Here is a 12,574-nt window from a genome sequence, read left to right on the forward strand (position 1 = left end):
CCAGACGGAGCCCGGTTTGATGAATGCAGAAGTCGTGGCGATCCGCCACGTCCACTTCGAGGATCTCGGCAGCTTCGAGCGCGTGCTCGGCGAACGCGGCCGGCGTGTCCGTTATGTCGATGTCGGCACGTCGCGCGTCGAGGTGCTCGACGCCTGCGAGCCGTCGTTGCTCGTGGTGCTCGGCGGGCCGATCAGCGCCTACGACGACGATCTCTATCCGACCACCGCGCCGCTCGTCGAACTGATCCGCCGGCGCATCGAGGCCGGGTTGCCGACGCTCGGCATCTGTCTCGGCGCGCAACTGATCGCACGAGCGCTCGGTGCGCGGGTCTATCCGGGCAAGGTGAAGGAAATCGGCTGGGCGCCGCTCACGTTGACGGCGGCCGGCGAAGCGTCGCCGCTGCGGCATCTGTCCGGCGAACACACCTCGATGCTGCACTGGCACGGCGATACGTTCGATCTGCCGCCCGGCGCGATCCATCTGGCGGCCACACCCGACTGCGCGCATCAGGCGTTCTCGTGGGGGCAGCATGTCCTCGCACTGCAATGCCACCCGGAAATCTCGACCGAAACCTTCGAGGCCTGGCTGATCGGCCATGCCAGCGAAATCGGCTCGGCGTCCGGCGTCGATGCCCGGCAGTTGCGTGCGGCCACGGCGCTGCACGGCCCCGTGCTCATGCCGGCCGCTGCGCGCATGTTCTCGGAATGGCTCGGCGCGGTCGGGCTTTGATCGACGATCCTCGGCATCTCTCACGAAACGGCACGCCAATGCGTGCCGTTTTGCTTCAAGGGGCCGCTGGCGGCTTCGTCAGCCATTCGACAGGGGCAGGCCTCGGTGGCCTCCCCGGAGCGGCGCCAGCAGCCTTGTGCGCTGCGTGCTAACCTCGATCGCTTCCGCCCCCTTGTAGCGAGCCAGCCTGCGATGAGCGTCCTGTTTTCTCCCTTTACCCTGCGCGGCATCACATTGCCGAATCGCATCGTCGTCTCGCCGATGTGCCAGTACTCGGCCGAACGCGGTGAGCCCACCGCCTGGCACACGATTCACCTTGGCAGCCTCGCGCTGTCGGGCGCATCGATGCTGTGCACCGAAGTGGTGGCCGTCGAACCGGATGGCCGCATCACGCCGGGCGATCTCGGCTTGTGGGACGACGCCACCGAGGCCGCCTACGTGCCGCTGCTGGCCGCCATTCGGCAGCATTCGCCGATCCGCGTCACGATGCAGATCGGCCACGCGGGCCGCAAGGCATCGAGCCAGGCGCCGTGGGAAGGCGGCCAGTTGATCGAGGTGGCGGACGGCGGCTGGTTGCCGCATGCGCCCTCGGCGGTGCCGCACAAGGAAGGCGAAACGCCGCCGCTCGCGCTCGACACGGCCGCGCTGAATCGCGTGCGCCGCGCGTTCGAGGCCACCGCCAGGCGTGCCGCGCGGCTCGGCGTCGACGCGCTCGAAGTGCACGCCGCGCACGGCTATCTGTTGCATCAGTTCCTGTCGCCGCTGGCCAACCGGCGCGACGACGAATACGGCGGCTCGCTCGAAAACCGCATGCGTTTCCCGCTGGAGATCTTCGACATCGTGCGCGCCGCGTTTCCGGCCGACCGGCCGGTGGGCGTGCGCGTATCGGCCACCGATTGGGTGGACGGCGGCTGGACGCTCGACGAAACCATCGAATTCGCGAAGGCGCTGAAGGCGCGCGGTTGCGACTGGATCGACGTGTCGTCGGGCGGTGTGTCGACGCTGCAGAAGATCCCGCTGTCGCAGGGCTATCAGGTGCCGTTCGCGCGCGCCGTGCGTCATGCGGCCGACCTGCCGGCATTCGCGGTCGGCCTGATCACCGAAGCGGCGCAGGCCGAGAAGATCGTGGCCGACGGCGATGCCGACTTCGTCGCGCTGGCCCGCGCGATGCTCTACGACCCGCGCTGGCCGTGGCATGCGGCTGCGGAACTTGGCGCGACCGTGACGGCTCCGCCGCAGTATTGGCGCTCGCAGCCGCGCGAGCAGAAGGCGTTGTTCGGCGACGTGGCGTTCGGCCAGCGCTGAAGCCCGCTGCAATCCCCCATCATCCCGCGCAACGCGGGCCGGATCGACACGACAAGCTGCCTGTTGTCGTGTCGATTCGCGCCGATCCATGCCGTTCGCGCATGATCGGTTGAACGAAGCAAGCGCGAACGTGTAGCATGCGGTTGGCCCGTCGCGGGCGCGTCGCTTCGACGGCTCCGCGCGCGCGACGCAGATCGCGCGCCGCATGCGGACGGCGGCCGGCTTGCCGCCGCCTTCGCGTCATCCATCGTCTTCACAAGGATTCATCGATGAGTTCACGCAGGATCGTCGTGCGCCGTTCCGGCGTTCACGGCAAGGGCGTATTCGCGGCCGCGCCGATCAAGACGGGCGAGCGCGTGGTCGAATACAAAGGCGAGCGGATCTCCTGGAAGGAGGCGCTGCGCCGTCATCCGCACGATCCGAGCGATCCGAATCACACGTTCTACTTTGCGCTGGAAGGCGGCGACGTGATCGACGGCAAGGTCGACGGCAACAGCGCACGCTGGATCAACCACTCTTGCGCGCCGAACTGCGAAGCCGAGGAAACCGCCGGCCGTGTGCATATCCGCGCGCTGCGCGACCTCGAAGCCGGCGAGGAGCTGTTCTACGACTACGGCCTCGTGATCGACGAGAAGCTGACCAAGGAACTGAAGCGCGAGTACGCGTGCCATTGCGGCGCGAGCACCTGCCGCGGCACGCTGCTGGCCGTCAACGACGACTCGGACAAGAAGAAAAAGAAGAAGTCGAAGAAGGCCAAGGCCGAGAAGGAAGCGAAGGCCGAGAAGACCGAAAAGGCCGAAAAGGCCGAGCGCAAGGAGAAGGGCGCGAAGAAGAAGTAAGCGCCCGGGCGGCTGACAGTCAATCAATCCATGACGGCGCGCGATGCGCCGTCATGCGTTTTGCGGGCCGGTTTTCAGCGTTCAGCCGTGTTGCGCTGGCGAATCGGTGGCCTTGGCCGTCGCCTCCGGCTTGCTCGCCAGCGGAATCCGCACGATGAAGCGTGAGCCGCCTTCCGGCGCATCGGCATACAGCACGTCGCCGTCGTGCATCGCGATGATGTCGTAGACGATCGCGAGGCCGAGGCCCGCGCCCGTTTCCACGCCGTTGCCGCTCTGCGCATCGCCACGGAAGAAGCGCTTGAACAGGTCCGCCTGCTGGCCTTGCGGCACGCCCGAGCCGTTGTCCTCCACCACGATCTCGCCCGCGATGCGCCCGTTCGGCAGCGTGACCTGCGCGGCGTTCACGGTGATCCGCGCGCCGTCGGGGCGTGTCAGCGGCACGTACTTCAGTGCATTGTCGAGCAGGTTCGCAATCACCTCGCGCAGCAGCACCGGGTTGCCGCGCACCATCAGCGGCTCCACATTGGCCAGGTCGAATTCGTCGGGCGGCAGGTCGTCGGCATCCGCGTCGTCGCCGTGAATCGATTGGCAGTCCGGAGAAGATGCGGCGGCGGTGTCGTCGCAGGTCTGGAAGCCGAGGTCGACGTGCGCGGCGAGCGCGCGCGGCACCCATTCGGCGCCCGTCTCGAACGCCAGCGCGGCCAGATCCACTTCCACGAAACGGGCCGCCTGTTCGCCAGGTTCGGCGCGCGCCAGCGACAGCAACTGATTCGACAGCCGCACCGCGCGATCGGCTGCCGCGCGCAGTTCGTGCACGGCGGTCAGCGTCTGCTGCGGATCGCGCGCAATGGCGGCCTGCTCGGCATGCAGCTTCACGGCCGTCAGCGGCGTGCGCAACTGGTGCGCGGCGTCGGCGATGAACTTGCGCTGCGCATCGAGCGCCGTTTTCAGCCGACCGAGCAGCGCGTTCATGGCGCTCGTCAGCGGGCGGATTTCGAGCGGCACATCGGTTTCGTCGACCGGTTCGAGCGAGGTGTGAGTCTGCCGGTTCAGCGAATCGGCCAGATGCGTGAGCGGCCCCAACTGCTGGTTCACGACGCGCCAGACGATCCCCCAGCCGGCCAGCAGCAGCAACAGCAACGGCATCATGATCGCCACGAGGAATTCGGCGGCGATCTGGTAGCGGTGCCGCACCGGCTGCGCGACCTCGACGATCATCGGATTGCCGTTGTCGGTCTGCTCGACACGCACCTGGGCCACGCGCACGGCCTGGCCTTCGTAATCGGCCTCGAACACGTAGGCGTAGTGCATGCGGCGCACGCTGGTGCCTTGCAGCGGCAGGCGCGGATCGCCGGCGAGTTCGTGCTCGCCGTCGCTGATGCGGTAGATCAGTTGCTCGGCGGGATCGGAGAACATCGCCTGCGCGAGCGGCGGCACGGTAAACGGCGCGTCCGGCCCGGCGATCTGGATCTGTTTGGAGATGGCGGTGGCCAGATCGGCCAGCGATCGATCGATCACGTGCTGCGTGTACTGCCAGGCGAGCCAATAGGCGATCAGGCCGCTCATCAGCGCCAGCATCGACAGCGGGGCGGCGAGGCGGCGCAGCAGCGAGCGGCGCAGGCTGGAAGCGGCCGGGTCAGTGGACATCGCGTCGGTCAACCATCAAAAAGAAGCGCCCGGCGAAAGGGCCGGGCGTGGTGTTCGCAAGCGTGCCGGCAGGAACGCGGCGGGCATGCCGCCTGCGCTCCCGGGGCGGCCGGGCGTCAGACGCTGGCCGGCTGGCGGATTTCCTGCAGCAGGTAGCCGAAGCCGCGCACCGTGACGATTTCCACGCGGCACTGTTCGAGCTTCTTGCGCACGCGGTGCACATAGACTTCGATCGCGGTATCGCCGAGATCGCCGCCGAAGTGCGTCAGGTGATCCTGCAACTGGGCCTTGCTGACCACGCGGCCGTGGCGCAGCAGCAGCATTTCGAGCACGGCGAATTCGCGCGGCGACAGTTCGAGCGGCTTGTCGTCGTTGAAGATGCGGCGATCGACGCCCGACAGGCGAACGCCGCCGAGCGAGACTTCCGGACGCGGCATGTCGCTGTGCGGGCCGCTGCGACGCATCACGGCGCGGATGCGCGCCTCGAGTTCGGCCGGCTCGAACGGCTTGAGCATGTAATCGTCGGCGCCCGAATTCAGGCCCTGCACGCGATCGTTCAGCTCGTCGCGGGCGGTGAGGATGATCACCGGCGTGTGGCGATTGGTCTGACGGAAGCGCGACAGCAGCGTCATGCCGTCGATACCGGGCAAGCCCAGGTCGAGGATCACCAACTCATGGCGATTCTGGGCGAGTGCCTGCTCGGCGAAAATGCCGTCGTGAACCATGTCGACCGTGAAGCCGGATTGTTCGAGACTGCTCTGGATGCCGCGTGCGATGGGGCGGTCGTCTTCGATGAGGAGGAGTCGCATGAGATTCGCTCAAGTACAATGGGTTGGCTGGGACAGCACGACGCCGTTTCCAACAGCATGTCGCGTGGCCGACGACAGCAAGGCGGCTAGCGAACGAAATTCCAACTATGTCCGACATCTCGATCTACGAACTCGAAGCCGCGATCAATTTCTGGCGCGCCCGTTCGCCGTCCAGCGGCGACGAACTCAGATTGTGCGAAGAAGCGAGCGCGCTTTCCAGGCCGTATGCGTTGCTGATTGTACAGCGGCAAGGCGCACTGAAACTGGAAGGTTTGGACCCCATCGCACGTCGTGCCTGGGAGTCTTACACGCGCCTCACGAACGGCCTGGAAAACTGACAGCCGGCACCGCTTCGCGCAATCTTTCTGAATCAAGAAACGCGCGTCCACGCTTCGGCGTTGACGCGCGTTCTGTTTTTGCACCTTGCCACGCGCCGGTTCGTATGAAGGATGCGGAACGTCGGGACCGTATCAGTATGACGCTCGCATGGCGGCCCGTGCAGTTTGTCTTGGGGATGTCAGGTGCCTGTCGGCAAGGTGTCGGGTTGGGCGCGAAGGTTCGGTCCCCTGATCAACCGAGCTGGGCCTCGCCGCCGGCCTGATCGATGAAGCGCGCGAGCGCGATGTCGCGTTCGGTCAGGCCGTCGGCATCGTGCGTGGACAGCGTGATGTCGACGCGGTTGTACACATTGAACCACTCGGGATGGTGATCCATTTCCTGCGCCTTGATCGCGACGCGCGTCATGAAGCCGAACGCCGCGTTGAAATCGGCGAAACGCAGGCTGCGCTGGATCGCGTCGCGCCCGGGGATGGACGACCAATGGGGCAGCGTGGCGAGCTGCGTCTTGCGTTCTTCCGATGTGAGCTTGTGAATCATGGGATGGCCTCGTTTGCGGATGGGGCGCGCCTGCCAGGGGCGGCGCGCCGATCCGGTCATTCTTCCATATTTGCGCGATGCCCGATTTGATCGGGCTTCAGGCCGCGACGCGATCGCTCGTATCGGCATGCTCGGCCCAGCCTTCGCCGGTGCCGCGATGGAACACGTGGTCGCCATCGAGCACCGCGCCGGCCGGGTGTTCGCTCAATTCGGCCAGGCGGCGGGCCAGCGCGCGCGCATCGACCTTGGCCAGCGCGAACAGTTGCTCGAAATCGTCGATCACGAAGTAGGTTTTCTGGAACGTGTCGATGCGATAGGCGGTGCGCATCACGCGATCGAGGTCGAAGCCGATCCGGTTCGGCGTATCGCTTTCGAGGCTGTAGACCGATTCGCCGCGGCTCGACACGATGCCCGCGCCGTAGATCTGCAAGGTGTCCGGGTCCTGCCGGCTGCGGATCAGGCCGAATTCCACGGTGTACCAGTAGAGCCGGCCGAGCAGCGCCAGCGCGACCGGATCGTCGGCCACGGCCAGCGCGGCCTGGCCATAGGCGTGCATGTAGTCGGCGAACACCGGATCGATCAGCAGCGGCACGTGGCCGAACAGATCGTGGAAGCAATCCGGTTCTTCAAGGTAGTCGAGCTGGTCGGGGCGGCGCATCCACCAGGTCACGGGAAAGCGGCGATTCGCAAGGTGTGCGAAGAATACGTCGCTGGGCACCAGGCCCGGCACCGCGACGATTTCCCAGCCGGTGGCCGGCTTCAATTGGCGGTTCACGTCCTCGAACGACGGCACGCGATCGGCCGGCAGCGTCAGGCGCTTCATGCCGGCCACGAACGCGTCGGCCGCGCGGCCTTCGAGCAGGGCGGTCTGACGTGCGTAAAGCGTTGCCCACACCGCGTGATCCACCCGGCTGTAGCGCTCGAGCGGCTGATCGATCGTGAAATCGGCGCGGGTTTCGAGACCCGCGTCGAACTGCTCCTGCAGTTTCGCGGTGACGACGGTGGGCATGGCTGGCTCTCTGTTCAAGCGGTGACGATGGATGCCAGTGTAGAGCGGACAACGCGCGGGATGGGCGCAATCTCGACGTGAAATCACGAGTTAATGCGATAATCGCGCATCTAAATCGGAATTCGTGCGGAGAATTTTCATGTTGGAACTCGATCACTTCGATCTGGCGCTGCTCGACGTGTTGCAGCGTTTTGGCCGCGCCACCCACCAGCAGCTCGGCGAGCAGGTGCCGCTGTCGCCATCGCAGATCGGCCGCCGCCTGCAGCGGCTCGAATCGGCCGGCGTGATCGACGGCTATCGCGTGGTGCTGCGCCCCGAACGGCTCGGGTTGGGCGTGACCGCGTTCACGAGCCTGAAGCTCAAGCATCACGGCGATTCGATCATCGAGCAGTTCCAGCAGGAGATCGACCTGCTGGCCGAGGTGCTCGAATGCCACGCGGTGGTGGGCGATGCCGATTATCTGCTGCGGATCGTGGCGCCGGATCTGAACGCGCTGTCGTCGTTCGTCATGAAGAAGCTGATGCGCGTGCCGGGCGTGGACAGCGTGCGCTCGAACATCGTGCTGACCACCTTCAAGCGCAACGGGCCGCTGCCGCTGTCGCACCTGGAGCCGGGCGCGGCGCCCGCCTGAGCGGGGCGCGCCGGATCGTGACACCGGGCGGGGGCGGCCCCACCCGGACATTACCTTGCTGCTTTATTGCCTTGTTGCCGGGTTCAGGCGGCGGCCGCCTCCGGCGCGTTCAGCAGGTCCACATAGGCCACCGCCACCAGCGCCTCGGCCGGCACACCGAGCTTGGCGAACATTTCGTGCGCCTCGGCCTCGCCGCCGGCTTCCTCGTCATCCTCGGCCAGCAGCACTTCCAGTTCGATGAAATCGCCGAGCCCGTCGACGCGATCCAGATGGATGCGCGTGCGGCCGACCAGATAGACGTGACGTTCCTTGCTGACGATGCCGCGCGTGGTCAGCGCGGTGGCCAGCAGCGCGTGCATCGCTTCGGGGTTGGTGACCGGGCTGCGCGTGTAGTACGACACCTTCGGGCCGTCGCGATCGTCGCGTTGGTAGAAGATCAGTTCGGGCGGGGTGTTGTCGTCGAAGCGGCGCAGCTTGAGCCGGCCGCGCGGCACGTCGTAGAAGAAATCCTGTTGACGGTAGAACAGCGGGGCGTCGGTGGCGAGCGATGCCGCCTTGTCGCGCAGGGCGTCAAAGTCGCTGACGCGGGCCTTGATCTCGATGTTGCGTGCCATGCAGTTCTCCTCGGTCTTGGCGATCGAATCGCCTGGGTGGGTGATGAATCTAACAAAAACTCCGGGTCCGTGGCGTGACGCCTGACGAACGGCAGGGCAAACGCGCGCCGCGAAAGGTGAGGAAAAATCCGGAACGGTGAGTGATTTTTGTTTTCTATCCTCACCGTTTAAAGGTGAGGAAATTGTTGATAACGCGCAGGCGGAGCGCCGCCCGACGGGGCTTCGACGCTATCCGGCCCATTGTTGCTCGACCAGCCGCAGCGCCGCGGCGATCACCGGTTCCTCGCGCCGATCGGCCCGCGTCATGAAGGTCAGCTCGGTCGGCACGCTGACCGGCTCGACGATCACCAGCGCATGCGCGTGCGCCTCGCGCAGCGCGATCGAATCGCGCACCAGCGACAGTCCCACGCCCGATTTCACGAGATCGAGCATCGACGGTTCCTGATCCACCTCCGCTACCTTCACCGGTTGCACGCCGGCCTCGGCGAAGCGGCGCGACAGCAGCCGGTGATGGGCCGAGGAGGGCGGCGTCCAGATCCACGGCAGCGCGGCCAGCGCGCGCCAGTCGCGGGCGCGCTGCACGCGCTCCTTCCAGCCGGCCGGCGCCATCACGCGGTACTGGTAGCGGGTCAGCGTGAGCGTGTGGAACAGCACGCCGTCGAGCGGATCGTCGTCGTCGGGGCGGCCGATCGAATAGCCGACATCGAGCTCGCGCGCCCGCACGGCCTCGCGCACCCAGCCCGACATGCCGTGGCGCAGTTCGGTTTCGATCTGCGGATAGGTTTCGACGAGTTGTCGCAGAAAGCCGCCCAAGCGCAGGAATTCGGGATCGAGCACGGTGCCGATCCGCAGCCGGCCGCGCACTTCCTGGCGCAGCGCGCTGGCTGCGCGTTGCACGTCGTGAGCGGCCGACAGCGCGCGCTCCGCGTGCGGCAGCAGCGCCTGGCCGTCGCGCGTGAGCACCAGGCCGCGCGAAGTGCGCGTGAACAGCACCACGCCAAGCGTTAGCTGCAGATGCTTGATCTGCAGGCTGACGGCGGGCTGCGTCAGGCACAGGCGAGCGGCGGCGCGCGTCAGGTTGCCTTCGCGGGCCACCGTGGCGAACGCACGGAGCAGGATCAGATCCATCGAGCGATATTAGCGCGGCTTATAAAGCTGTTCAGCATAACTCATTGGATTCGGATCGCGGCGCGCGGGTACGCTTCGATGCATTCGCTGCCGGCAAGCCGCACGCGCAGCGCCAAAAACGAAAGGAGACAGATCGTGACATCCCCCCGCACGCTCGAAGGTGAATTCGATTATGTGATCGTCGGCGCGGGCACGGCAGGCTGCGTGCTGGCGAACCGCCTTAGTGAGGATTCCGACGTGTCGGTGCTGCTGCTCGAAGCCGGCGGCAAGGACGACTATCACTGGATCCATATCCCCGTCGGCTATCTCTACTGCATCGGCAACCCGCGCACCGACTGGCTCTACAAGACACAACCGGAAGCCGGCCTCAACGGCCGCGCGCTGTCGTATCCGCGCGGGCGCGTGCTGGGCGGGTCGTCGTCGATCAACGGCATGATCTACATGCGCGGCCAGCGCGAGGATTACGACGATTGGGCGCGCCTGACGGGCGACGCGGGCTGGGCCTGGGATGCGGTGCTGCCGGTGTTCCGGCGCAGCGAGGACCATCACGGCGGCGCGAGCGACGCGCACGGGGCGGGCGGCTTGTGGCGCGTCGAGAAGCAGCGGTTGCGCTGGGAGATCCTCGAAGCGTTCTCGCAGGCCGCGCAGCAAACCGGCGTGCCGGCCACCGACGATTTCAATCGTGGCGACAACACCGGCGTCGGCTACTTCGAGGTGAACCAGAAACGCGGCGTGCGCTGGAACGCGTCGAAGGCGTTCCTGCGGCCCGCGCTGTCGCGCCCGAACCTCACCATCATCACCGGCGCGCAGGCCGAGCGGCTGGTGTTCGAGGGCGCGCGATGCCGTGGCGTGGCGTATCGCGGCGGCGGCCAGGCGTTCGTGGCGCATGCACGCGCCGAGGTGATCGTCGCTTCGGGCGCGGTCAATTCGCCGGCGCTGCTGGAGCTGTCCGGCATCGGCGACGCGCAGCGCCTGCGCGCGCTCGGCATCGAGGTGCAATGCGATCTGCCCGGCGTCGGCGAAAATCTGCAGGATCACTTACAGTTGCGCAGCGCGTTTCGCGTGTCGGGCGTACGCACGCTCAATACCTTGTCGGCGCATTGGTGGGGCAAGCTCGCGATCGGTGCCGAATACCTGTTGCGGCAAAGCGGGCCGATGGCGATGGCACCGTCGCAGCTCGGCGTGTTCACGCGCTCCGATCCATCGATGGCGCGCGCCGATCTCGAATATCACGTGCAGCCGCTGTCGCTCGACCGTTTCGGCGAGCCGCTGCACCGCTATGACGCGTTCACCGCATCGGTCTGCAACCTGCGGCCGAGCTCGCGCGGCAGCATCCATATCGCGTCGTCCGATCCGTTCGCGGCGCCTAACATCGCGCCGAACTACCTGTCGACCGAGGAAGACCGGCGCGTGGCCGCCAACGCGCTGCGCCTGACGCGCCGCATCGCGGCTGCGCCGGCGCTGTCGCGCTACCGGCCCGAGGAAATCCTGCCGGGCACCCGCTATCAAACCGAGGCCGAACTGGCCGAGGCGGCCGGCGCAGTGGGCACCACGATCTTCCATCCGGTGGGTACCTGCCGGATGGGCCGCGCCGACGATCCGCAGGCCGTGGTCGACAGCCGCCTGCGCGTGCGTGGCGTGGCGGGGTTGCGCGTCGTCGATGCGTCGGTGATGCCGCTGATCACGTCGGGCAACACCAATTCGCCGACGCTGATGATCGCCGAACGCGCGAGCGAGATGATTCGCGCAGATCGGCGCAACGGGGCCGCCGTCGAGAACGTGATCGCGCCGGCGGGGGCTGTCGCGTCGTCGGCTGCGGCGGCCGTCTGAGCGGCGCTATCGCGAAGGGCGATTGCTGATCGCTGATCGCGCCCGCGATAGCGCCCGCGATAGCGCACCACAATCCGTCCCGCAATCGAGGTTTCCGGCAATGCCGCGGCGCGCCATCGCAACCGGCGCGCCCGCGCATAACGCGATCTCTCAGTGCAAATCCCGATGAATGCACTGCACCAACGGCGCGACAATGCTGCGCAGCAGGCATGCGTGCCGACGCACGCGCGTCGATGCCGGATGCCGGCGCCTGGCTCGGGGGCAGGCCGCATCGACGTGCGGCGGCGCAGTGGCTCGTGCGAGATTTTTGCGGTGTTTCGCGTCATATCGGACGGAAGCGGACATGATTCTCGGCGACACGATTCTCGAGACGCGCGGGCTGACCAAGGAATTCCGCGGCTTCACCGCGGTCGGCGGCGTCAACCTGCGGGTGCGGCGCGGCTCGATCCACGCGTTGATCGGCCCGAACGGCGCGGGCAAGACCACCTGCTTCAATCTCCTCACCAAATTCCTGAAGCCCACCGCCGGGCAGATCGTCTATAACGGCCTCGACATCACGCGCGAGCGGCCGTCGCAAATCGCGCGGCGCGGCATCATCCGCTCGTTCCAGATCTCGGCGGTGTTCCCGCATCTGACAGCCTTGCAGAACGTGCGCGTCGGCCTGCAGCGCACGCTTGGCAGCGAGTTCCATTTCTGGCGCAGCGCGCGTTCGCTGCGCCGGCTCGACGATCGCGCGATGGATCTGCTGACCCAGGTCGGCCTGACCGATTTCGCGCATGTGCGCACCGTCGAGCTGGCCTACGGCCGCAAGCGCGCGCTGGAGATCGCCACCACGCTTGCCATGGAGCCCGAACTGATGCTGCTCGACGAGCCGACCCAGGGCATGGGCCACGAGGACGTCGATCGCGTCACCGCACTGATCAAGAAAGTATCGGCCGGGCGCACGATCCTGATGGTCGAGCACAACATGAACGTGATCGCCGGCATCTCCGACACCATCACCGTCCTGCAACGCGGCGAGGTGCTGGCCGAAGGTGCGTACGCCGAAGTATCGAAGAATCCGCTGGTGATCGAGGCCTACATGGGCAGCGCCGACGCCGCGCTGACGGGGGCGCACGGATGAGCGCGGGCGAACGGCGGGAACCGGCGCTGGCCG

13 protein-coding genes are annotated in these 12,574 nt (G+C 66.8%); 7 read left to right on the forward strand and 6 right to left on the reverse strand.

Annotated features, from left to right (window positions below; translation table 11 throughout):
• The first annotated feature begins 19 nt into the window (after window positions 1-19).
• From ACYP33_RS03865 to ACYP33_RS03875, 3 genes are all read left to right on the forward strand, one after another.
• Entirely contained in the window at window positions 20-730 is a 711-nt protein-coding gene (locus ACYP33_RS03865; RefSeq protein ID WP_414450634.1) for a glutamine amidotransferase, read from the forward strand.
• Window positions 731-922: 192 nt separating this feature from the next.
• Window positions 923-2,035 carry an NADH:flavin oxidoreductase/NADH oxidase gene (locus ACYP33_RS03870; RefSeq protein WP_459619813.1) on the forward strand — a complete coding sequence of 371 codons (1,113 nt, stop codon included), beginning with the start codon at window positions 923-925 and terminating at the stop codon, window positions 2,033-2,035.
• Window positions 2,036-2,304: 269 nt separating this feature from the next.
• On the forward strand, window positions 2,305-2,874 hold the full coding sequence (locus tag ACYP33_RS03875) for an SET domain-containing protein (RefSeq protein WP_414450632.1): 570 nt from the start codon (window positions 2,305-2,307) through the stop codon (window positions 2,872-2,874).
• 81 nt (window positions 2,875-2,955) lie between these two features.
• Here the strand turns inward: ACYP33_RS03875 and ACYP33_RS03880 are convergent, their stop codons facing one another.
• Both ACYP33_RS03880 and ACYP33_RS03885 read right to left on the reverse strand, forming a co-directional pair.
• Window positions 2,956-4,521, reverse strand: coding sequence for a sensor histidine kinase (locus tag ACYP33_RS03880; RefSeq protein WP_459619816.1), 1,566 nt, complete (start codon window positions 4,519-4,521; stop codon window positions 2,956-2,958).
• Window positions 4,522-4,637: 116 nt separating this feature from the next.
• A complete protein-coding gene (locus tag ACYP33_RS03885) occupies window positions 4,638-5,330 on the reverse strand; it encodes a response regulator (RefSeq protein WP_414443510.1) in 693 nt (230 codons plus the stop codon).
• Window positions 5,331-5,437: 107 nt separating this feature from the next.
• Here ACYP33_RS03885 and ACYP33_RS03890 point away from each other — a divergent pair, with 107 nt between their 5' ends.
• Window positions 5,438-5,668 (forward strand): DUF3717 domain-containing protein, encoded by a 231-nt coding sequence (locus ACYP33_RS03890; protein WP_414443511.1) that lies wholly within the window; start codon window positions 5,438-5,440, stop codon window positions 5,666-5,668.
• Between the two features lie 232 nt (window positions 5,669-5,900).
• Here ACYP33_RS03890 and ACYP33_RS03895 read toward each other — a convergent pair whose 3' ends face one another.
• On the reverse strand, window positions 5,901-6,266 hold the full coding sequence (locus ACYP33_RS03895) for a 4a-hydroxytetrahydrobiopterin dehydratase (protein ID WP_459619818.1): 366 nt from the start codon (window positions 6,264-6,266) through the stop codon (window positions 5,901-5,903).
• 37 nt (window positions 6,267-6,303) lie between these two features.
• Window positions 6,304-7,215 (reverse strand): phenylalanine 4-monooxygenase, encoded by a 912-nt coding sequence (gene phhA, locus ACYP33_RS03900; RefSeq protein ID WP_459619820.1) that lies wholly within the window; start codon window positions 7,213-7,215, stop codon window positions 6,304-6,306.
• A 139-nt stretch (window positions 7,216-7,354) separates the two neighbouring features.
• On the opposite strand from phhA, the gene ACYP33_RS03905 reads away from it, so the two are divergent.
• Complete coding sequence (locus ACYP33_RS03905; RefSeq protein ID WP_414443514.1) at window positions 7,355-7,846, forward strand: Lrp/AsnC family transcriptional regulator; 492 nt, start codon at window positions 7,355-7,357, stop codon at window positions 7,844-7,846.
• A gap of 83 nt (window positions 7,847-7,929) precedes the next feature.
• Here the strand turns inward: ACYP33_RS03905 and ACYP33_RS03910 are convergent, their stop codons facing one another.
• A complete protein-coding gene (locus ACYP33_RS03910) occupies window positions 7,930-8,460 on the reverse strand; it encodes a class IV adenylate cyclase (protein WP_414443515.1) in 531 nt (176 codons plus the stop codon).
• A gap of 228 nt (window positions 8,461-8,688) precedes the next feature.
• Entirely contained in the window at window positions 8,689-9,588 is a 900-nt protein-coding gene (locus ACYP33_RS03915; protein WP_414450628.1) for a LysR family transcriptional regulator, read from the reverse strand.
• 135 nt (window positions 9,589-9,723) lie between these two features.
• Here ACYP33_RS03915 and ACYP33_RS03920 point away from each other — a divergent pair, with 135 nt between their 5' ends.
• Complete coding sequence (locus ACYP33_RS03920; protein WP_459619823.1) at window positions 9,724-11,418, forward strand: GMC family oxidoreductase; 1,695 nt, start codon at window positions 9,724-9,726, stop codon at window positions 11,416-11,418.
• A gap of 343 nt (window positions 11,419-11,761) precedes the next feature.
• The gene (locus ACYP33_RS03925; protein ID WP_414443518.1) at window positions 11,762-12,541 is read left to right on the forward strand and encodes an ABC transporter ATP-binding protein; all 780 of its coding nucleotides are present in this window, start codon (window positions 11,762-11,764) and stop codon (window positions 12,539-12,541) included.
• Window positions 12,542-12,574: the final 33 nt, after the last annotated feature.

The organism is Burkholderia sp. 3C, assembly GCF_054589155.1.